General features: G+C 62.9%; 11 protein-coding genes. 6 read left to right on the plus strand and 5 right to left on the minus strand.

The window, feature by feature from the left end; all coding sequences use genetic code 11:
• Positions 1-445: 445 nt before the first annotated feature.
• Positions 446-841: a hypothetical protein gene (locus tag XH89_RS25510; protein WP_194463141.1), complete on the minus strand. Its 396-nt coding sequence runs from the start codon at positions 839-841 to the stop codon at positions 446-448.
• A gap of 122 nt (positions 842-963) precedes the next feature.
• On the opposite strand from XH89_RS25510, the gene XH89_RS41370 reads away from it, so the two are divergent.
• The 5 genes from XH89_RS41370 (at position 964) to XH89_RS25535 (ending at position 8,876) form a co-directional block, all read left to right on the plus strand.
• Positions 964-1,554, plus strand: a complete 591-nt coding sequence (locus tag XH89_RS41370) for a hypothetical protein (protein ID WP_246767607.1) — start codon at positions 964-966, stop codon at positions 1,552-1,554.
• Positions 1,555-2,192: 638 nt separating this feature from the next.
• Complete coding sequence (locus XH89_RS25520) at positions 2,193-3,890, plus strand: TolC family outer membrane protein (protein WP_194463142.1); 1,698 nt, start codon at positions 2,193-2,195, stop codon at positions 3,888-3,890.
• 219 nt (positions 3,891-4,109) lie between these two features.
• Positions 4,110-6,389, plus strand: a complete 2,280-nt coding sequence (locus XH89_RS25525; protein WP_194468621.1) for a type I secretion system permease/ATPase — start codon at positions 4,110-4,112, stop codon at positions 6,387-6,389.
• Positions 6,379-7,626 (plus strand): HlyD family type I secretion periplasmic adaptor subunit, encoded by a 1,248-nt coding sequence (locus XH89_RS25530; RefSeq protein WP_194463143.1) that lies wholly within the window; start codon positions 6,379-6,381, stop codon positions 7,624-7,626. The genes XH89_RS25525 and XH89_RS25530 overlap by 11 nt, the downstream gene beginning before the upstream one ends.
• Positions 7,627-7,853: 227 nt before the next feature.
• Positions 7,854-8,876: a transglutaminase-like cysteine peptidase gene (locus XH89_RS25535; protein WP_246767608.1), complete on the plus strand. Its 1,023-nt coding sequence runs from the start codon at positions 7,854-7,856 to the stop codon at positions 8,874-8,876.
• Between the two features lie 207 nt (positions 8,877-9,083).
• On the opposite strand, the gene XH89_RS25540 is transcribed toward XH89_RS25535, so the two are convergent.
• Together XH89_RS25540 and XH89_RS25545 are read right to left on the minus strand one after the other, a co-directional pair.
• Positions 9,084-10,032 (minus strand): IS630 family transposase gene (locus XH89_RS25540; RefSeq protein ID WP_194468623.1). Its coding sequence is split into 2 segments (ribosomal slippage): positions 9,084-9,695 and positions 9,697-10,032, totalling 948 coding nucleotides; the frame shifts between segments, so codons are not numbered across the junction.
• A gap of 209 nt (positions 10,033-10,241) precedes the next feature.
• On the minus strand, positions 10,242-21,608 hold the full coding sequence (locus XH89_RS25545) for a DUF5801 repeats-in-toxin domain-containing protein (protein WP_194463144.1): 11,367 nt from the start codon (positions 21,606-21,608) through the stop codon (positions 10,242-10,244).
• On the opposite strand from XH89_RS25545, the gene XH89_RS41375 reads away from it, so the two are divergent.
• The gene (locus tag XH89_RS41375; RefSeq protein WP_246767609.1) at positions 21,564-22,274 is read left to right on the plus strand and encodes a hypothetical protein; all 711 of its coding nucleotides are present in this window, start codon (positions 21,564-21,566) and stop codon (positions 22,272-22,274) included. The genes XH89_RS25545 and XH89_RS41375 overlap by 45 nt on opposite strands.
• Before the next feature lie 56 nt (positions 22,275-22,330).
• Here XH89_RS41375 and XH89_RS25555 read toward each other — a convergent pair whose 3' ends face one another.
• Positions 22,331-22,705, minus strand: a complete 375-nt coding sequence (locus tag XH89_RS25555) for a hypothetical protein (protein ID WP_194463145.1) — start codon at positions 22,703-22,705, stop codon at positions 22,331-22,333.
• A gap of 109 nt (positions 22,706-22,814) precedes the next feature.
• On the minus strand, positions 22,815-23,231 hold the full coding sequence (locus XH89_RS25560) for a hypothetical protein (protein ID WP_246767610.1): 417 nt from the start codon (positions 23,229-23,231) through the stop codon (positions 22,815-22,817).
• Positions 23,232-23,240 lie beyond the last annotated feature (9 nt).

Genomic DNA, 23,240 nt, shown 5'->3' on the forward strand with positions numbered 1-23,240 from the left:
CTGCGCCCGAAATCGCGGAACGCAGCCGGCTTGGCAAAAGCAGCAAGGCGACGTCCGTCTCTTTGACAGCATCCGCTACGGTAAGTGGTAAGCGAAAAGGGAACTTAAAGTGGCACTCAATTCGAGCCAAGTTAAATCCCTGCAACCTGCGTTCATGCGAGCAGGGCGGAACGAGATCCTCGCCGGCAATCTCGGCCAGCGACCGGTCTATCTGAGTGGTACGCGGGAGCGGTGATCGGGGGTGGCCTTCCGTCTCACCAATGCCGACAGCTCAGGAGGCGGCGTTTTTGAACCTAAGCAGCGCGCGCGAAAAGGCCGCCATTAGCATTGAAGCGCGAGGGCATCGGTCCGCGTATCAAAAGGCGGCCGCAGCTATCTCACCGGAAAGGTAACATGCGCATGCGGCTTCTCCGCCGTCATAACTGCGCGCCGTTCGAACACCGGGCTATGGGCGAGGCCGTCGCATGGGGATGACCTGCCCCATACCCATTGGTGCTGGCGGCTGCGGTGGTGTCGAGTCCTGCCGGCTGGGCTTTAGCTTCGTCCAGCGCAGCGTCGGTGAGTAGCCGTAGAGTACGTCGAGCCAGGATTCAGACATCGTCGCGCTCGTGAGGGGCAACTCAGGTATTTCCCAATTTCCATTGGTCTCAATACCTGGGCTCATAGGCACAGCATGGGCCGACCCTGCCCACACGATGCCACCGTCGGGCAATTTGAGGTATTCGCAGCGATCGCTGTCCGTCCATTCTTGCACAGAATTGGCGAGGCGATCGGGATGATCAACGAAGAAAAACCCGACGATCCGGCGGCTGTCGATTAATCGAACAAGATAAGCGGGCATGGCAATCCCAAAATTGGAATATTGCCGAATTTTCCCGGTCCTGCCAAGCCCCCCTCCGGCGACGAGAGCTCAGTCCTATCCTCCCGCCCGAGCGGTCCTATCGGTCATTCACGAGCCGCTCCTTGAGCATGAAACAAGCCGTTATCCAGAGCCCAGGAACAATCTTTCCTGTTTTTCCCATGATCTCGACCGAACGGTTGATGTTTTCCGCATTGCAGAATGGGCGCGTTGACGCGATTCACCACAAGCGTGATTTTGATTTGACCGTCGTCAGCGAAACCGCAGACTGGACGAACCGGGAATTTGCATCACCCTCCCGGGGCTGGAGCAGCGCCGTCTGCCAACTAATTTCAAGGCGGGCGGCGCTGGAATTAAGACACGTCAAGTGCTGGCCGGCAGCCGCAGCGTGGATACGAGCGATTTTTTACGACCGACATAACCACCCCGATATTTCAGACCCGATCCATAGGTGTTTGCTTTTGTACTCCTCCATAGAATTGATCGTCGCCTCTCATGTGGAGTTGAAGAACCGTCGGGCGCTCGAAGAACTGCGAGGGCACCGGCATCATCTGCTTGAGCAGCTGCGCATGGTGTCTGGCATCGATCCGGCCCGTGCCATCGAGCAGGTCGAGGAGGACATCCGCGTGATTGACGAAGGACTGGAGCAACTGAGACCGCCGCCGGGAACGCTGCCGGACAATGAGTGGCGCTGATCAGATCCGCGCCTGAGATACCACGCTACCGTTCCGCGGCGGCACATGGTCCGGACCGCGCATATTGGGACTGCTTCCCCCAACTCCCCGATGGAACCGCAACCAAATATTGACATTGGCATTCACCGCAGAGCCGGGCCAGCTTCATATTAGCAGCAAGGAATACCGCTCCGCCCCCACCGGACCTCAAGCCCCGCAGCGCCGGTTCGATTCGTTTGAACGAATGAACGTCGCCTAACCCCTTGGTCGCATTCTAAACAAACGACCTGGGGGCGAACCTGCGAAAAAAAACTGCGGCTATCTGTCCTCGCGCGCGCCCGGTTCAATCAGTCCGCGCCAAGCGCCCGTATAGACCTGTCGCGCCCTGAGGTTGCACCGCAGCAATTTACATCATTCACAAATAACTTCAATAAGTTATGCGACATTTTGGCAACCACCCGATGCGCTGCATCGGCTCGTTTCCTGATCAAGGGAAGACGGCAAAGTGAGGCTGCCCCGTGGGGGCCATCCTGCTCGCGCAAGTCGACACCAAGTCGATTGCTGCAAGCTGTGACTGAAATGTCATAGGTGGGACCGTAGCGTTTTGCTAATTCTTCCTAGGCAATAATATTTGTTAAAAGTCTTTTATGGTGGGGACCATGAAGCCGGCACATTTGGCCTTCGTAACAATCATCCTGGCTGCCGCCCCCGCGCAAGCCGAGCAATTCTCGATCAACGACGCCTTGCGTCAGGCAATGCAGACGAACCCGGGGGTGGGCGAGGCATCTGCGAACCGTCGTGCAACCGAGAGCGAGCTCCGCCAGACCCAGAGCACCCTCTTACCGCAAGTGCGCATCGATGCCAGCTACGGACCGGAAAAGTTCGACCAGTCGCCGGGCTTCGTAGCTCCAAGCATCGCGGTTCCAACGACCGGATCCGGACCATGGCGGAACGGGAGCCAGGAATCGGTCGTCGTCCGACAGCTCCTTTTTGACGGTTTCACCTCCATCCACGAAGTGTGGCGCCAGAACGCGCGGGTGAATGCGGCCGCAGCACGTGTCAAAGAGCGAACCGAACTGATCGCTCTCGATGCCGCCGAAGCTTACGTGGATGTCGTGCGCTATATGCGCCTGGTCAGCCTCGCTGAGCAGAATGTCGCCAATCATGACAAGATCTTCTCCAACGTGAACTCCCGCTTTTCGGGCGGGCGCGCCGGTGAAGGCGACCTCGAGCAGTCGAGGGAGCGCGTCGAGAACGCCCGGGCAGCCTTGGCGGAGTTTCGCCGCAGCCTTGAGGACGCGCGGGCGAAGTATCGCAAAGTGGTGGGCGTAGAGCCGTACAATCTGCGGTTCCCTGGCCCGTTGCACGGGCTTCCGGCCACCCGGGATGAAGCGCTCGCGATCACGCTGCGGTTCAACTCCACGATTAATGCGGCGCAATCCGATGTCGATGCCGCCAAACACGCCTTCAAGTCCACGGACGGCCTGTTTGCCCCGAAATTCTATCTTGAGGGTCGGGCGACGCATTACGACAACTCCTTCCCCTATGTTGCGGCCGCTGGCTCGCCCGCGGTCACCCATGAGGACTACAGCGGCAAAGTGGTGATGTCCTGGGACATCTTCCGCGGCGGACAGGACGCCTGGAATCGCTCGGAAAAGGCCGAACGGTTTACCGAGGCGACTGCACGGCATGCCCGTTTGCAGCGGGATGCCTATGAGTCGATCGACAAGGCTTGGAACGCCCGCACGGTGACGCAGACGCGGATTTCGGCATTGACCGGCCAGTTGGAGGCCGATCGGAAGACCATCGCCGCCTTCCAGAAGGAGTATGAGCTGGGCCAGCGCTCCCTCATCGATCTTCTGAACGCCCAGAACCAGTTCTTCAACGCGCAGGTATCGCTGACATCGGCCCGTGCAGTCGTCGTGTTTGCCGACTACCAGCTGCTCGCCGCGACGGGGACCCTGATCGAATACCTGAAGGCTCCTCCTCCTGTCGACGCGGCCCCGACCGACCTGAACCTGTTCGGCCTTCCCGACTACAAGGCGCCCACGTTCCGCTGGACGCTGCCCCAGAGCGGTTCGGAGCCGCTGCGGGTTGCGGTCCCGGCGCCGACCGCAGCGCCCGTTCGCTTGTCCTATGCTCCGAATGCTGCCGCCACATCAGCTTTCGGCGAGCGCTTCTCGGGCGAGCCTGCGGACGCGTCAGCCAAGGTCCCCGGCGTGTCAGCCTGGTTTGCTCAGCGCGAAAGCTCCACCGGACCGATCGTCCTGGAGAGTTCGACCAGTCAGCGTAGCTCATACGCCCAAGCCGAGAAGCCCCATTGGCTACTGACGGCATTTTCGCCGACTTCGAAATAATCCAGTCGAACGACTGACTTACAAAGCCCGCACAACCGTGCGGGCTTTGTTATTTTGGCCGACCCCGATAACGCACGGATAGCCTTTCGAACCCGCGACCATTAATCCTTAATCGCGACGGCCCAAATAAGTAAATGAATTAACTAAAGATTTATCGTATCCTTCAACGACTTTACGAAGCTCGCTTTCATCGTTTTTCAGTCAAGGCATATCAGCTTGTTGTTTCATCGAGCAAAAAAGTCTTTCGCCCAGGATGCACGGCCGACCAAGAGCGGCGAAGAGCATACGCCATCGGGAGGGGACGAGAAGGTCGAAGCGAAAGAACGCGATCCGTTGGTGGACTCGCTCATCTTTCTGGCTGGACATCACGGCAGAGCTGTAACCCGCGAAGGATTGCTCGGCGGCTTGCCTATCGTGGACGGACGCCTAACCGTGTCTCTTTATGACCGGGCGGCGCGGCGCGCGGGCCTCGAGACAGAGGCTACAAAACGCAGATTGACGGACATCCCGGCCCTCGTTCTTCCCGCCGTCCTGATCATGAAGAACGGAACGACGCTGATCCTGCTGGGCGTCGACGAGGACAAGCACCTCGCCAGAGTGATCGATCCAAGCGAACGACCGCATGTTCCGCGGATGTCGGCTTTGAATGCCATTGCTGCTGAGTATACGGGCTACGCGTTTCTCGCCCGCGCAGCCGCCGAGTCGGATGCGCGAGCTGTTGCGGCTGGTAGCCTGCCCCGGCAGCACTGGTTCTGGTCCGTCGTAAAGGCGCATTGGCGCAACTACGGACACATCGCGCTGGCAGCGCTGCTCATCAACATTCTGGCCCTGGCGATGCCGCTCTTCACGATGAGCGTCTATGACCGGGTCATCCCGAACGGGGCCATCCCCTCGTTGATTGCCCTTTCCATCGGCATGGGCCTGGCCATCGTGTTTGATCTGATCCTGCGGATGGTCAGGAGCAAGATGATCGACGTGACCGGCAAGACCATCGACGTCGTCCTCGCAGCCAACATTTTCGAGCATGTTATGGCCGTGAAGATGTCGCAGCGGCCGACCTCGGTCGGCATCATTGCCAACCAGCTCCGCGACTTCGATTCCGTTCGCGAGTTCTTCACCTCCGGGAGCGTGGTCTCGGCAACCGATTTGCTGTTCGCCGTCCTGTTTGTTGCCGTTCTTTTCGTTGTCGCCGGACCTCTGGCTTGGGTCCCGCTGCTGATGCTGCCGGTGATGATCGCAATCGGCATCGTGCTGCAACGCCCCCTCAATCGGGCGATGAAGCGCTTGCAGGCGGAATCGGCGGCCCGTCACGGGGTGCTCGTCGAATCGCTCGCCGGGCTCGAAACCGTGCGCGCGTCTGGCGGCGAGGCACGGATGCAGACGGCTTGGGAGCGTTCGGTTGCCGCGACGGCGCGATCCGGTGAGGCCGTGTACTTCTGGTCATCCCTGGCATTGACCGCTGCCAACTCGGCCCAGATGTTGACCAGCCTGCTCTTGATCGTCATCGGCGTCTTCCTGATCCAGAACGGCACGCTGACGGTCGGTGCGCTGGTCGCCGCCAACATGCTGGCCGGCCGGGTCCTGTCGCCGATTGCGGGCATTGCATCCGTGATTACCCGTGGCACGCAGACTTTCTCGGCGCTCAAATCCATCGATCGGATCATGACCCTGGAACGGGAGCGTTCACCCGAACGGACCTATGTCGCCAGAAAGATCGAACAAGGCACCATCAACTTCGACAACGTCTCGTTCACCTACCCCAATGCTCCCGGAAAGGCGCTGGACAAGGTCACGTTCAGGATTCAGAGCGGCGAGCGCGTTGGAATCATCGGTCGGGTGGGTTCAGGGAAGACCACCGTCGGGCGCCTGTTGCTTTCTTTTTACGAGGCGCAGGACGGCCGCATCCTGGTCGACGGCGTCGACTCGCGCCAATACGATCCCGCTGACCTGCGCGCCGGCATCGGCTTTGCGATGCAGGATACAGATCTGTTCTTTGGCAAGCTGCGCGACAACATCACCTTGGGCTATCCGGCCGCGACGGACGAAGAAGTGCTTTCGGCAGCGCGTCTGGCCGGCGTCGAAAGCTTCATCGCGGGTCATCCCATGGGCTACGACATGCCCATCGCCGAGGGCGGACGCAGCCTCTCGGGAGGGCAAAAGCAGGCCATCGGCCTGGCGCGCGTCTTGATCCGCAAACCCAGGATTCTTTTTCTGGACGAGCCGACCGCCCATTTCGACGTCCGCAGCGAGAGCGAATTCCTCGAGCGGCTCAAGAAGCTCGACGATGCTCAGATGACGATCATCATCTCCACTCACCGGCTCTCGCTCCTGAGCATGGTTGACCGGCTGCTGCTGTTCGACAACGGCCGGCTGGTCGCCGATGGACCGCGCGACCAGGTCTTGAGCCTGCTGCAAGGCAAGAGCCCGTCCGCCGAGACCGTCGCCCCTCCCAGGGTTGTTCAACCCGTTCCGGCCGCGCAGAAATCCAATGTCAGCTGATTTCACTTACGCCAACGATATCCGCGCAGCCGTCAAACTGAAGACGCCGCGAACCTCGCGAATGTTGCTGTGGGCGTTCTGCGCGCTGTTCGCCACATTCCTGGTCTGGGCTCATTTTGCCGTGCTCGAAGAAGTCAAGCGCGGCAACGGCAAAGTCGTCCCCTCGCGGCAGATGCAGGTCGTCCAATCCCTGGAAGGCGGGATCGTCGGTGACATCCTCGTCCAGGAGGGAGCAGTGGTGCAGCAGGGGCAGTCCCTGATGCGCATCGACGATACCAAGTTTGCCTCGGAGTTTGGCGAGATACGCGAGAGGCGCGCCTCGATGGCGGCCCGTTTGGCGCGCCTCGAGGCCGAAGTGAACGGCCGTAGCGAGATTGTTTTTCCCGATCAGATCGAGGGCGTTGTCCCCGCTGCCGTGACGACGGAAAGGAGCGTGTTCAAGACCCGCGCTCTGAAAGTGGCGCAGGACGTCGACGTGCTGAATCAACAGATCGCGAGGCTGACCCAAACATCAGCCCTGCTCGATCGCGAGCTCACCCTGACGCGCAAGCTCTATGAGCAGAAAGTCGTTCCCGAGATCGAAATGCTTCGGCTGGAGCGTCAATCGGCAGAAGCGAAAGGCCAGATTGCAGAGGCCAAGGCAAAGATCGCGACCACGATCTCGACCTTCCGGGCGCAGGCTGACGAAGATCTCGCCAAGGCGCGGGCCGACCTTGCCGTCCTGGACGAGAACATCAAGTCCGCCCAGGACAGGGTGCGCCGGACTGATCTGCGTTCGCCGGTTCGTGGCATCGTCAACAAGCTGAACGTCACCACGATCGGCGCCGTCGTTCAGCCTGGTGCAAACCTCATGGACATCGTCCCGCTCGATGACACCCTGCTGGTCGAAGGCAAGATAAGGCCGCAGGATATTGCCTTCATCCGCCCGGGCCAGGATGCCGTCGTCAAGATCTCCGCCTACGATTCCTCTGTCTACGGCCATCTCGCTGGCAAGGTCGAGCGGATCAGCGCCGACACGATCCTCGACGACAAGGGCGAATCGGCGCAGCGACCGGAGACCTACTATCGCGTGATGGTTCGAACCGACAAGAACCACCTCGGCACCGAGGAAAGCCCGCTTCCGATCATTCCAGGCATGATCACGACGGTCGAGATCCTGACCGGCAAGAAGAGCGTCCTAGATTACATCATGAAGCCGGCGCGCACGCTGCGGGATGAGGCTCTGCGCGAGCACTAGACCGAAGCCGCACTCCGCCTTGCTTAATGCGTCCTTAACGCGCGATGCCAAGCTTTAGCATTGCTGGAGCGGCGCGGTTCACCGCGTCGGCTCATTCCCGGACCAGCCTGTCCGGTTTTAACCCGACTTAAGCGCGCCCACGCGCACGCTCGCTCCCGATAAACAGGTCGGGATGGCGATCAGGCGCGCAAAGACGCCGGTGACGTCCCGAAATATGGGGACCGTCAATGAAGTCGCGTTTGGAACTGCGGCGGCAAGGCGTTGTGGCGCTCGCGGCGGCCATGCTGGTTTCGCTCACCGCTGCTACGACCTCGGTCGCGTTTGCGGCCGATACCGGGCCGGTTGAGCCGACTGAAATCGCGCCATCCGGCGCGGATACGATCCAGGCTCCTGCGACGTTCTTCACGATCAACGCGGTGCTGGCCAAGCTGGACCGTGCGCGTGGCCGCGGGCCGAATGCGCTGCGCCTAGCGGCACTGACGCCCCCCTCCTCCACGGCCACGGATGCCCTACCTGAGGCCCCTGTGGCGGGCGCGACGCTCGGCAATGAACCTTTCGGCCTGTTCACGTTCCGGGCACCCGACAGCGTCATCTGGCGCAAATGGCGCACGGTTGAAGACGAGATCGTCAGGGACCAAGCCGTGCTCGAACGCTGCCGGTCTGACGCTGGAAGCTGCCCATCTTACGCGGCACAGTTCCTCAGACTCATCGGTGCGGTCAAAGCCAAGTCCGGACGTGCCCGGCTCGAGGAGGTCAATCTCGGCGTCAACACCGCGATCCGCTACGTCAGCGATCTCGTCCAGCATCGGGAGCTCGACCGCTGGAGCTCGCCGCTGGCGAGCTTTGCGACCGGCAAGGGCGATTGCGAGGATTACGCGATCGCCAAATACGCCGCCTTGCGCGAAGCGGGTGTCCCGGACGCCGACATGCGCCTGCTCCTCGTTCGCGACCGCACGGTCCGGCAAGACCACGCGGTGCTTGCGGCCCGGCTCGACGGCCGCTGGCTGATCCTGGACAACCGCTGGGCGGGCCTGCGCGACGACAACGGCGAATTGAACTTCACACCCCTGTTCGCGATCAATCATGAGGGGGTGCATCTGTTCGCGAAGCCCTATGCGAAGGCGGAGCCGGTTGAGGGTGATGCGGAAGCAGCGCCGGCGGCGGCAGGCGACATCGGCTCGGAATGGGATGGAACGGATCGGGCGAACGGAAGCGGATCTGCGCTGAACGCGCTTCCGCTGCTCCTGTAGGGCGGACGGGCTAGCTTCAGCCCGGGCCTGCGGCGGACGGGTGCGCTTGACTGAGCGCGCTCGCCCCCCTCGCCAACGGCCCCTCGGCAAGAATCTGAAAAACAACCCCATGCAAAGTGACAGTATCATCATACCGTCACGCTGTTTGGCTCCTGAAATGCCAAGTCCCTGCTATTTTGTAAGTGACTTTCACGCCGCTAGAGCGTTTCACATTTTGACTGAACCATAGCCGGCGCTGGCGAAGTAGTTGGCGCATTCGCGAGGTTGGATGTCTTGGACGAGGTGGCCGATGTGTCGCCAAGTGTCCTCGATGGAGCGCTTCTGAGCTTGCCGCATCCAGTGTTTGATCTTGGAGAAGGCTTGTTCGATCGGATTGAGGTCGGGTGAGTATGGCGGCAGGTACCAGAGTCTGGCGCCAGCAGCCTTGATCATCTGCCTGATGGCTTTCGACTTGTGGCTTCCGAGATTGTCGAGAATGACGATATCGCCTTCGCGCAGGGTTGGCAGGAGAAGGTGCTTCACATAAGCGCGGAAGCATTCGCCGTTGATCGGACCGTCGAAGACGCAGGGTGCCGTGAGTTGGTCATGGCGGAGTGCGCCGAGGAATGTGAGGGTACGCCAGTGGCCGTGCGGGGCGAAGCCGCGCAGGCGTGCGCCTTTGGGGCCCCAGCCCCGCAAAGGGGTCATGTTGGTCTTGATCCAGGTCTCATCGATGAAGACGAGCCGGCTCGGATCGAGCCCGGCCTGCCAGGATCGCCAACGCAAGCGCCTACGGGAGGCGTCGGCGCGAGCTTGTTCGAGGGCGAACAGTGTTTTTTTTGAACCGCAGCCCTTCCCGGCGCAGGAATAGCCAGACCGCATTGTGTGAGACCTTGACCCCGCGGGCTGCCAGTTCCGCCTTCAGACCATGCAGCGTCAGGTGCGGCCTCTCGGTGATCCGTTCGACGATGAAGGCGCGGTGCGGATCAAGCACAGGCTTGCGGTGACCACCCATCTTGCCAGGCGCTACCGAGCCGGTCGTTCTATAGCGCTGTGACCACTTCACAACTGACGAGACCGCAACACCAAACCGTTCCGCCACAGATCGGCAGCTCTCACCTTTGGCAACAGCGGATACCGCGCGCTTACGCAAATCGTTGGAAATTGGTCGGACCATCAGATGCTGGCCTCCAGCCCAGCCAGCATCTTGAATCATATTCGCCCCAGATCCGGAATCCCTTCCGATTCAATAAATCCGTGAACCGCTCTAGCCACGGGCGAGCCCGCTTCCACCACCGGCGTCCAAACCGGGACGCGTCGACAGTCTCTGTCGCGCGAAAAAGCCGGCCGCCACGGCAACCGGCTTTTCCAGTTCGATACGTTCGTCTAGTGGACGACGTGAATATTCGTCGGGTTAATCGCAGCCACAAGATTCAAGATCGCCAAGGCGTGCTCGTTAGCCGTAGTGCCGTCGGACGAGTAGTAGAGCGTGTGGTTCGTCGTATCGAACAAGAATCGCTCAGAACTGTCGGTGAAAGTATTGCTCAAGCTATTCTGGACTTGAGTCGTATTGAACACCTCCCCGAACGTGACGCCCGTGAAGCTGCTCGCAGAAACCGCAATGGAGTCAGTTGTGGCGCTAAATCCGTTCACGGTGTCTCCCGTACCGACGCCAGTCCCACCACCATCGGTGACGTGATTAAATTCAATCGTGTTGTTCGTCCCGCTGAGATTGATCGTATCCGCGCCCGGGCCGCTCAGGACGACCTCGTTTCCGGACGCCGACAACGTGTAGGTGCCTGAAGTGTTGGTCGTCCCCTGCAGCGACACGCTCAAGTTGGACGAGGCTATTGCGGTGTCACCATCGCCATCCGTGATGGTGGGGGCGAAGGTCAGCGTGGTGTCGTTAATGACCGTTGTCTCTTTGAAGGTCACCGTCGTCAGGTTGAGCTTGGTGTCGTTACCGATCGACCCGTCGTGGCCTGCGTAGTTCACGACCTCCACCTGATCGAACGCGCCAAACGTCCCCGACGAACCAATGACGGTTTGGAAGTCGCCGCTGCCCGGAGTTCCGAAGGCTTGCGCCCAATGCGCGGCATCAATCTGGATCGTTTGGCCATCGTTGAGAACGACGTCCTCTATCGCAAAGGGTGTCGAACTACCGGCCTTGAAGAGCATGATCTCAAAGTGCTCGTTGGACGCGTTGTTGCCTTTGCCAATCCCGATATCCAGGAGGTTCTGGCTTTGGGCGAACTCAAAGTTGATTAGCTGGTCGGTTTGGAAGTTGCCGTTATCGAGGCCGAATCCCAAATTATCCGCGTGTACCGTGTGGTTCTGCGGATCCGGAGCCGTTGCATCGGTGGTACTCCAGCCATCAATGATTGCGTCCTGGCCGGCCGGCACTGTTGTCGGAACGCTGCTGGCATTCTTTATCCAGGTCACATTCCCATCCAAAAGCTCCACATACGTACCTTCGCCGGAATTGCCCTTTGACGTGAAATTAGTCGTGACGATCGACGACAGTGCAGTCGTCGAGGTCAGATGGAAATCGTAAGTCCCATCTGCGGACATAGACAACGTGAAGAATTCGTTGTTGCCTAGCCCAGCTTGAGCATCGGCCTGCGTTCCATACGCAACCATTTCTGCAGTGTGAGTGCTGGAATTGTAATCCACGTACTCGTAGAACGTATAGGAACTCGTCGCCATCGCCACTTTGACGGAGAAGATTTCCTCGCCGGCTGCGTTGTGAGTGCCGGTATCGGTCACGGTGTAGGTCTCGCCGGTGGGCGCTGTGCCCATTGCGATATTGACCGCTGCAGTAAGGTTCGGGCCATCGGCGCCGAACGCGGGCTGCCAAGTGCCTTGGACATCGGTATTATCGATGCTGGGCAAGAGAGCGTTCTGGATTCCATTGATTAGCGGAACGTCGTCGACCACCGAGATCGTCAGCCCGCCGGTCGCGCCGACCGTGTCGCCGTCCGAATCCGTCGCCTGGATCACCGATCCGAAGGCGATCGCCAGATTGTCCGCCGCCGTCTCACCGAGGCCCGGTGCGTTGTCGACATGGCTCAGCAGCGTGAAGGTGTAGGCACCCGTGGTCTCGTTCAGCGTCAGCGTGAACACCGGCGTCGCACCCGCCGTCGCCGTCAGCGTCTCCACGCCGGCCGACGTCGTAACCGCGTAGCTCAGCGCCACGCCGCCCGAGGTCAGGTTCTCGGCCGTCAGGCTGGCAAGGCTCGCCGTAAACGAATACGTCAGCGGCGCATCCGCTCCCGACAGGAACAGCGTCGAGACATTGCCGCTCGCAATCGTCATCGACACGTTGCCGCCGTCGCCCGCCGCGATACCCAAGGGCAGGCCGTCCTCGTCGACCGTCCCGGTCAGCTGCACATTGGTTGCAACCGGAACGTCGTCGACCACCGAGATCGTCAGCCCGCCGGTCGCGCCGACCGTGTCGCCGTCCGAATCCGTCGCCTGGATCACCGATCCGAAGGCGATCGCCAGATTGTCCGCCGCCGTCTCACCGAGGCCCGGTGCGTTGTCGACATGGCTCAGCAGCGTGAAGGTGTAGGCACCCGTGGTCTCGTTCAGCGTCAGCGTGAACACCGGCGTCGCACCCGCCGTCGCCGTCAGCGTCTCCACGCCGGCCGACGTCGTAACCGCGTAGCTCAGCGCCACGCCGCCCGAGGTCAGGTTCTCGGCCGTCAGGCTGGCAAGGCTCGCCGTAAACGAATACGTCAGCGGCGCATCCGCTCCCGACAGGAACAGCGTCGAGACATTGCCGCTCGCAATCGTCATCGACACGTTGCCGCCGTCGCCCGCCGCGATACCCAAGGGCAGGCCGTCCTCGTCGACCGTCCCGGTCAGCTGCACATTGGTTGCAACCGGAACGTCGTCGACCACCGAGATCGTCAGCCCGCCGGTCGCGCCGACCGTGTCGCCGTCCGAATCCGTCGCCTGGATCACCGATCCGAAGGCGATCGCCAGATTGTCCGCCGCCGTCTCACCGAGGCCCGGTGCGTTGTCGACATGGCTCAGCAGCGTGAAGGTGTAGGCACCCGTGGTCTCGTTCAGCGTCAGCGTGAACACCGGCGTCGCACCCGCCGTCGCCGTCAGCGTCTCCACGCCGGCCGACGTCGTAACCGCGTAGCTCAGCGCCACGCCGCCCGAGGTCAGGTTCTCGGCCGTCAGGCTGGCAAGGCTCGCCGTAAACGAATACGTCAGCGGCGCATCCGCTCCCGACAGGAACAGCGTCGAGACATTGCCGCTCGCAATCGTCATCGACACGTTGCCGCCGTCGCCCGCCGCGATACCCAAGGGCAGGCCGTCCTCGTCGACCGTCCCGGTCAGCTGCACGTTGGTTGCAACCGGAACGTCGTCGACCACCGAGATCGTCAGCCCGCCGGTCGCGCCGACCGTGTCGCCGTCCGAATCCGTCGCCTGGATCACCGATCCGAAGGCGATCGCCAGATTGTCCGCCGCCGTCTCACCGAGGCCCGGTGCGTTGTCGACATGGCTCAGCAGCGTGAAGGTGTAGGCACCCGTGGTCTCGTTCAGCGTCAGCGTGAACACCGGCGTCGCACCCGCCGTCGCCGTCAGCGTCTCCACGCCGGCCGACGTCGTAACCGCGTAGCTCAGCGCCACGCCGCCCGAGGTCAGGTTCTCGGCCGTCAGGCTGGCAAGGCTCGCCGTAAACGAATACGTCAGCGGCGCATCCGCTCCCGACAGGAACAGCGTCGAGACATTGCCGCTCGCAATCGTCATCGACACGTTGCCGCCGTCGCCCGCCGCGATACCCAAGGGCAGGCCGTCCTCGTCGACCGTCCCGGTCAGCTGCACGTTGGTTGCAACCGGAACGTCGTCGACCACCGAGATCGTCAGCCCGCCGGTCGCGCCGACCGTGTCGCCGTCCGAATCCGTCGCCTGGATCACCGATCCGAAGGCGATCGCCAGATTGTCCGCCGCCGTCTCACCGAGGCCCGGTGCGTTGTCGACATGGCTCAGCAGCGTGAAGGTGTAGGCACCCGTGGTCTCGTTCAGCGTCAGCGTGAACACCGGCGTCGCACCCGCCGTCGCCGTCAGCGTCTCCACGCCGGCCGACGTCGTAACCGCGTAGCTCAGCGCCACGCCGCCCGAGGTCAGGTTCTCGGCCGTCAGGCTGGCAAGGCTCGCCGTAAACGAATACGTCAGCGGCGCATCCGCTCCCGACAGGAACAGCGTCGAGACATTGCCGCTCGCAATCGTCATCGACACGTTGCCGCCGTCGCCCGCCGCGATACCCAAGGGCAGGCCGTCCTCGTCGACCGTCCCGGTCAGCTGCACATTGGTTGCAACCGGAACGTCGTCGACCACCGAGATCGTCAGCCCGCCGGTCGCGCCGACCGTGTCGCCGTCCGAATCCGTCGCCTGGATCACCGATCCGAAGGCGATCGCCAGATTGTCCGCCGCCGTCTCACCGAGGCCCGGTGCGTTGTCGACATGGCTCAGCAGCGTGAAGGTGTAGGCACCCGTGGTCTCGTTCAGCGTCAGCGTGAACACCGGCGTCGCACCCGCCGTCGCCGTCAGCGTCTCCACGCCGGCCGACGTCGTAACCGCGTAGCTCAGCGCCACGCCGCCCGAGGTCAGGTTCTCGGCCGTCAGGCTGGCAAGGCTCGCCGTAAACGAATACGTCAGCGGCGCATCCGCTCCCGACAGGAACAGCGTCGAGACATTGCCGCTCGCAATCGTCATCGACACGTTGCCGCCGTCGCCCGCCGCGATACCCAAGGGCAGGCCGTCCTCGTCGACCGTCCCGGTCAGCTGCACGTTGGTTGCAACCGGAACGTCGTCGACCACCGAGATCGTCAGCCCGCCGGTCGCGCCGACCGTGTCGCCGTCCGAATCCGTCGCCTGGATCACCGATCCGAAGGCGATCGCCAGATTGTCCGCCGCCGTCTCACCGAGGCCCGGTGCGTTGTCGACATGGCTCAGCAGCGTGAAGGTGTAGGCACCCGTGGTCTCGTTCAGCGTCAGCGTGAACACCGGCGTCGCACCCGCCGTCGCCGTCAGCGTCTCCACGCCGGCCGACGTCGTAACCGCGTAGCTCAGCGCCACGCCGCCCGAGGTCAGGTTCTCGGCCGTCAGGCTGGCAAGGCTCGCCGTAAACGAATACGTCAGCGGCGCATCCGCTCCCGACAGGAACAGCGTCGAGACATTGCCGCTCGCAATCGTCATCGACACGTTGCCGCCGTCGCCCGCCGCGATACCCAAGGGCAGGCCGTCCTCGTCGACCGTCCCGGTCAGCTGCACGTTGGTTGCAACCGGAACGTCGTCGACCACCGAGATCGTCAGCCCGCCGGTCGCGCCGACCGTGTCGCCGTCCGAATCCGTCGCCTGGATCACCGATCCGAAGGCGATCGCCAGATTGTCCGCCGCCGTCTCACCGAGGCCCGGTGCGTTGTCGACATGGCTCAGCAGCGTGAAGGTGTAGGCACCCGTGGTCTCGTTCAGCGTCAGCGTGAACACCGGCGTCGCACCCGCCGTCGCCGTCAGCGTCTCCACGCCGGCCGACGTCGTAACCGCGTAGCTCAGCGCCACGCCGCCCGAGGTCAGGTTCTCGGCCGTCAGGCTGGCAAGGCTCGCCGTAAACGAATACGTCAGCGGCGCATCCGCTCCCGACAGGAACAGCGTCGAGACATTGCCGCTCGCAATCGTCATCGACACGTTGCCGCCGTCGCCCGCCGCGATACCCAAGGGCAGGCCGTCCTCGTCGACCGTCCCGGTCAGCTGCACATTGGTTGCAACCGGAACGTCGTCGACCACCGAGATCGTCAGCCCGCCGGTCGCGCCGACCGTGTCGCCGTCCGAATCCGTCGCCTGGATCACCGATCCGAAGGCGATCGCCAGATTGTCCGCCGCCGTCTCACCGAGGCCCGGTGCGTTGTCGACATGGCTCAGCAGCGTGAAGGTGTAGGCACCCGTGGTCTCGTTCAGCGTCAGCGTGAACACCGGCGTCGCACCCGCCGTCGCCGTCAGCGTCTCCACGCCGGCCGACGTCGTAACCGCGTAGCTCAGCGCCACGCCGCCCGAGGTCAGGTTCTCGGCCGTCAGGCTGGCAAGGCTCGCCGTAAACGAATACGTCAGCGGCGCATCCGCTCCCGACAGGAACAGCGTCGAGACATTGCCGCTCGCAATCGTCATCGACACGTTGCCGCCGTCGCCCGCCGCGATACCCAAGGGCAGGCCGTCCTCGTCGACCGTCCCGGTCAGCTGCACATTGGTTGCAACCGGAACGTCGTCGACCACCGAGATCGTCAGCCCGCCGGTCGCGCCGACCGTGTCGCCGTCCGAATCCGTCGCCTGGATCACCGATCCGAAGGCGATCGCCAGATTGTCCGCCGCCGTCTCACCGAGGCCCGGTGCGTTGTCGACATGGCTCAGCAGCGTGAAGGTGTAGGCACCCGTGGTCTCGTTCAGCGTCAGCGTGAACACCGGCGTCGCACCCGCCGTCGCCGTCAGCGTCTCCACGCCGGCCGACGTCGTAACCGCGTAGCTCAGCGCCACGCCGCCCGAGGTCAGGTTCTCGGCCGTCAGGCTGGCAAGGCTCGCCGTAAACGAATACGTCAGCGGCGCATCCGCTCCCGACAGGAACAGCGTCGAGACATTGCCGCTCGCAATCGTCATCGACACGTTGCCGCCGTCGCCCGCCGCGATACCCAAGGGCAGGCCGTCCTCGTCGACCGTCCCGGTCAGCTGCACATTGGTTGCAACCGGAACGTCGTCGACCACCGAGATCGTCAGCCCGCCGGTCGCGCCGACCGTGTCGCCGTCCGAATCCGTCGCCTGGATCACCGATCCGAAGGCGATCGCCAGATTGTCCGCCGCCGTCTCACCGAGGCCCGGTGCGTTGTCGACATGGCTCAGCAGCGTGAAGGTGTAGGCACCCGTGGTCTCGTTCAGCGTCAGCGTGAACACCGGCGTCGCACCCGCCGTCGCCGTCAGCGTCTCCACGCCGGCCGACGTCGTAACCGCGTAGCTCAGCGCCACGCCGCCCGAGGTCAGGTTCTCGGCCGTCAGGCTGGCAAGGCTCGCCGTAAACGAATACGTCAGCGGCGCATCCGCTCCCGACAGGAACAGCGTCGAGACATTGCCGCTCGCAATCGTCATCGACACGTTGCCGCCGTCGCCCGCCGCGATACCCAAGGGCAGGCCGTCCTCGTCGACCGTCCCGGTCAGCTGCACGTTGGTTGCAACCGGAACGTCGTCGACCACCGAGATCGTCAGCCCGCCGGTCGCGCCGACCGTGTCGCCGTCCGAATCCGTCGCCTGGATCACCGATCCGAAGGCGATCGCCAGATTGTCCGCCGCCGTCTCACCGAGGCCCGGTGCGTTGTCGACATGGCTCAGCAGCGTGAAGGTGTAGGCACCCGTGGTCTCGTTCAGCGTCAGCGTGAACACCGGCGTCGCACCCGCCGTCGCCGTCAGCGTCTCCACGCCGGCCGACGTCGTAACCGCGTAGCTCAGCGCCACGCCGCCCGAGGTCAGGTTCTCGGCCGTCAGGCTGGCAAGGCTCGCCGTAAACGAATACGTCAGCGGCGCATCCGCTCCCGACAGGAACAGCGTCGAGACATTGCCGCTCGCAATCGTCATCGACACGTTGCCGCCGTCGCCCGCCGCGATACCCAAGGGCAGGCCGTCCTCGTCGACCGTCCCGGTCAGCTGCACGTTGGTTGCAACCGGAACGTCGTCGACCACCGAGATCGTCAGCCCGCCGGTCGCGCCGACCGTGTCGCCGTCCGAATCCGTCGCCTGGATCACCGATCCGAAGGCGATCGCCAGATTGTCCGCCGCCGTCTCACCGAGGCCCGGTGCGTTGTCGACATGGCTCAGCAGCGTGAAGGTGTAGGCACCCGTGGTCTCGTTCAGCGTCAGCGTGAACACCGGCGTCGCACCCGCCGTCGCCGTCAGCGTCTCCACGCCGGCCGACGTCGTAACCGCGTAGCTCAGCGCCACGCCGCCCGAGGTCAGGTTCTCGGCCGTCAGGCTGGCAAGGCTCGCCGTAAACGAATACGTCAGCGGCGCATCCGCTCCCGACAGGAACAGCGTCGAGACATTGCCGCTCGCAATCGTCATCGACACGTTGCCGCCGTCGCCCGCCGCGATACCCAAGGGCAGGCCGTCCTCGTCGACCGTCCCGGTCAGCTGCACATTGGTTGCAACCGGAACGTCGTCGACCACCGAGATCGTCAGCCCGCCGGTCGCGCCGACCGTGTCGCCGTCCGAATCCGTCGCCTGGATCACCGATCCGAAGGCGATCGCCAGATTGTCCGCCGCCGTCTCACCGAGGCCCGGTGCGTTGTCGACATGGCTCAGCAGCGTGAAGGTGTAGGCACCCGTGGTCTCGTTCAGCGTCAGCGTGAACACCGGCGTCGCACCCGCCGTCGCCGTCAGCGTCTCCACGCCGGCCGACGTCGTAACCGCGTAGCTCAGCGCCACGCCGCCCGAGGTCAGGTTCTCGGCCGTCAGGCTGGCAAGGCTCGCCGTAAACGAATACGTCAGCGGCGCATCCGCTCCCGACAGGAACAGCGTCGAGACATTGCCGCTCGCAATCGTCATCGACACGTTGCCGCCGTCGCCCGCCGCGATACCCAAGGGCAGGCCGTCCTCGTCGACCGTCCCGGTCAGCTGCACATTGGTTGCAACCGGAACGTCGTCGACCACCGAGATCGTCAGCCCGCCGGTCGCGCCGACCGTGTCGCCGTCCGAATCCGTCGCCTGGATCACCGATCCGAAGGCGATCGCCAGATTGTCCGCCGCCGTCTCACCGAGGCCCGGTGCGTTGTCGACATGGCTCAGCAGCGTGAAGGTGTAGGCACCCGTGGTCTCGTTCAGCGTCAGCGTGAACACCGGCGTCGCACCCGCCGTCGCCGTCAGCGTCTCCACGCCGGCCGACGTCGTAACCGCGTAGCTCAGCGCCACGCCGCCCGAGGTCAGGTTCTCGGCCGTCAGGCTGGCAAGGCTCGCCGTAAACGAATACGTCAGCGGCGCATCCGCTCCCGACAGGAACAGCGTCGAGACATTGCCGCTCGCAATCGTCATCGACACGTTGCCGCCGTCGCCCGCCGCGATACCCAAGGGCAGGCCGTCCTCGTCGACCGTCCCGGTCAGCTGCACATTGGTTGCAACCGGAACGTCGTCGACCACCGAGATCGTCAGCCCGCCGGTCGCGCCGACCGTGTCGCCGTCCGAATCCGTCGCCTGGATCACCGATCCGAAGGCGATCGCCAGATTGTCCGCCGCCGTCTCACCGAGGCCCGGTGCGTTGTCGACATGGCTCAGCAGCGTGAAGGTGTAGGCACCCGTGGTCTCGTTCAGCGTCAGCGTGAACACCGGCGTCGCACCCGCCGTCGCCGTCAGCGTCTCCACGCCGGCCGACGTCGTAACCGCGTAGCTCAGCGCCACGCCGCCCGAGGTCAGGTTCTCGGCCGTCAGGCTGGCAAGGCTCGCCGTAAACGAATACGTCAGCGGCGCATCCGCTCCCGACAGGAACAGCGTCGAGACATTGCCGCTCGCAATCGTCATCGACACGTTGCCGCCGTCGCCCGCCGCGATACCCAAGGGCAGGCCGTCCTCGTCGACCGTCCCGGTCAGCTGCACGTTGGTTGCAACCGGAACGTCGTCGACCACCGAGATCGTCAGCCCGCCGGTCGCGCCGACCGTGTCGCCGTCCGAATCCGTCGCCTGGATCACCGATCCGAAGGCGATCGCCAGATTGTCCGCCGCCGTCTCACCGAGGCCCGGTGCGTTGTCGACATGGCTCAGCAGCGTGAAGGTGTAGGCACCCGTGGTCTCGTTCAGCGTCAGCGTGAACACCGGCGTCGCACCCGCCGTCGCCGTCAGCGTCTCCACGCCGGCCGACGTCGTAACCGCGTAGCTCAGCGCCACGCCGCCCGAGGTCAGGTTCTCGGCCGTCAGGCTGGCAAGGCTCGCCGTAAACGAATACGTCAGCGGCGCATCCGCTCCCGACAGGAACAGCGTCGAGACATTGCCGCTCGCAATCGTCATCGACACGTTGCCGCCGTCGCCCGCCGCGATACCCAAGGGCAGGCCGTCCTCGTCGACCGTCCCGGTCAGCTGCACGTTGGTTGCAACCGGACCATCATCCAGGAACGTCACCTGCTTGCCGAGGTCAATGCCCGTGCTCGCCGTGTCACCATCATTGTCGGTGATCGTCGCCGTCAGAGTCACCGCACCGCTGGCGATGCTGATGCCTTCATTACCGTCCGGATTGGTCCCGTCGGGCTCCTTCACGGCACGGTCGTCCGTGAAGGTCACGAAGCCATTGCTGTCGACCGACAGCGTGAACACCAGAAGGCCGGTCGACGCGGTGTGGCCTTCAACCGTCGTGCCGTTCATCACCAGCACGACATTTTCGCCGGTCTGCGAGTCCACGAGGCCTGTCGACTTGGTCGTGTCGATCGACAACGCGTAGCTGACCGGATGCTGCGGATCCGCCACGCCGTCCGCGCCGGTCACCGCCTGGAAAATACCGCCGAACCACGCGGTCGCGGAGTTGTCGCCGTTGTGGATCGAACCGTCGATGCCGTTGGTTACGGCTGTCAGATTGCTCTCGTCGACGACCAGATTCGGAATTGTCCGCTCTTCACCATCCAGGACGACCTGGATCGACGGACCATCGTCCTGCAACGTCAGATGCGGGCCGACGTCAACGCTGGCGCTCGCGCTCTGGTTGCTGTTGTCAGTCACGGTGGCGGTCAAGGAGATGAGTCCGGCGGGCACATGCGTGCCCTCGCTCACGTCGCCGGGCTCGCCCGTCCCTTCGTGCACCGAGCGCAGATCCGTCAGCGTCAGCTTGCCACTGCCATCCACAGACACCGTGAAATCCTGCGGGCCATTGGCCGCCGCAGCCGCATCCTTGCCCTCGCGGCCGACCACTACCCCGTTCTCCACGAACAGGAAGACGTGGTTGCCGGTCTGCGAATCGATCAAGGCGCTGTCGACACCGGGAGCACTAATGGACAGCGCAAAGGTCAGCGACTGCTCGCCGCCCGGCACGTTGAGCGTGACGGGCAAAACCCCTGAAGTCACCGTTGTCCCCGCGGGCCCAGTCCCAGAGCTGTCGATGCCGTTCGTCGCAGCGGTCAGGAAGCTCTCGTCCACGATCAATTCGGGCAGCGCGCCCAGAGAGATCGTCGGGGCCGGCGGGGTTGTCGGCTGCGTGACGAAGCCGGTGGGGAAGTCAACCTGGAACGTCGGCAGCTCTTCCTGCGGGGCCAACGTGTTGGTCGGCACCGGCGGCAGAGGATCGATCGTAAACGGACTGAAGTTCGCGCCGCTCGCCTGCGCGTTGTTTTGCCCGAGCTCATCGCCGGCGGCCGGCAGAACGGCAGAAGCCGCGGAGGGATCATTGATGATCGGGAAGGCGCTGGCAAACTCGGCGACGCTGAGATCGCGCCCCGGCGCGACCTCGATGGTGAGATTGCCGAGCTGATCGTGCCGGGAGTCGAAGAACGGCTCGACCGTCACGGTGGAGTGATTGTCGAACAGAATGATCAGCTTCTCGCCGACATGGACGAGGGTGATCTTCTCATTCGAAATAGCCGAAAAATCGACCTGGACTTTCTGGTCGTATCCCAAGTTCAAAACCACCGCCTGATCGGCGAATGGCTTGGTCAGCTTGAAGATGCGCGGCGGAGATGCGTTGTTCGAATGTCCGGCACCAGTAAACTGGGCAACCCGAAACTGCTCGTTCATGAAATCTCTCCGCCGAAAGGACGTGAAGTGAAAATTGCAGATAAATTTACGTCGAAGTCTATCTTTAAGCTATTGTTAACCCCATCGAGGGTCAAGAAAACTATTTGGTTAATCAATACTTTCGATCAGGATGTGGTAAAGAGATCGCGCGGCCGTGACATGTCGCAAACTGGGGCAGATTGCCCGTCGTTTGGACGCATGTCGCTCCAGGCCTTGCGGCGACAGCTGGAGCAAAAGATGAGGATTTTACCAGTAAGCGCCGTGCTGGCGGGACTTCTCGGATTACAGTGCGCCGCTGCTCAAAACCCGCAGGCGCCGGACGCACAGACCGTCGAACGCACGATCAAGGCGCTGCCGAACAAGGACACGCAAATCGGCCTTTACATTAATGTTAGGCCCGATTGCACGTCCGGCCCCCTGCCCACCATCCGATTGGCGACCTCGCCGACGTCGGGAAAGGTCATCGTGAAATCCGGTAAGGTGAAGGCAACCAACTACAAGGCCTGCCTGGCGCTGGAAGTGCCGGCTTACGTTGCCTTCTACAAGTCCCCCCCGGATTTTACGGGCGACGATCAGCTGACCATCGAGGTCAAGTATGCCGGTGGACGGACCGAGATCCAAAAGATCACGATCAGTGTCGTGGGGCCTGGCGGTCAGAAAATCTAGCGACAGGCCAAAGCCCAGGACCGACGGCAATATTGCCACGTCGGCAGGCCTTGAATTTACTCCACCCGCGTGACCTCGCATTCGCTGCGAGAATTAGGTCCAACCACGCCGATATTGACGTTCTTGAACTCGTAGCTTGCATGCGCAGGAACAGGCTGGTTGGCCCAGACCAAAACCGTCGTGGCGCGCTCCCGATCTCCATCCATCCAGCAAGTCAGCTCGACGCTGTCGATCTTTTTCTCGGTGCCATTGGAGAGCACAAAACTCGCAATTCCGTAATTGTCGGCCCGCCGCGTCGCTTGGAATGAATCGATCTTGACGAGTTCGCTCAAATCCGTGCGCGCCGCGGGCGGTTGCGCGCCCTGGGCCGCCGCAGCGCCAACCATGGAATAGAGCCCTGCAAGGCAGAGAATCTCGGCCAATAACCTCATCACGATCCTCGTCCCATCCGAGACGATATTTCCGCGCTTTCGGGATCGGCGCAAGTACCAAGGGTCATTGCGGCGCGATAGCTCGCGCCTGCCTTCCGGCAGAGCGACGTCAGTGAGAGAGCGTCTTCGCAGCCGAAGGCTGCGCCGGGTCTGCCCCGCAATCGCCGATCCGATGTGCCACAACCAGCTCGACCCTTGGCAGCTGGCCTTCGCTGAGCTCGTTTTGCTCGGTGTAGGACTCGTCACTATGAACTGTGATCACCGTGCTGACGGGACCCATGAAATCGCAACGGTTCGCGAAAGTGTATTGATTGTTCTTCTTTTCGGGCCTCGCAGAGACGCAATTGCCGACCGAAGGGGACGAGAATGTCGCTTTCATCGAGACGGTCGGGTCGACGCATGCAGTCACCTCCCGCTCGAGCAAACGCTGCTTCGACTTGCGGTGGGCGACCATATCGAGCGTACGAACGAAGTGCCAAAGGCCTTTGCGGAAGGTCGGCCCCGCGAACTCATCGGCCTTGGCCACACTCGTGAT

The sequence above is a fragment of the Bradyrhizobium sp. CCBAU 53340 genome, assembly GCF_015291645.1.
Lineage (GTDB): Bacteria > Pseudomonadota > Alphaproteobacteria > Rhizobiales > Xanthobacteraceae > Bradyrhizobium.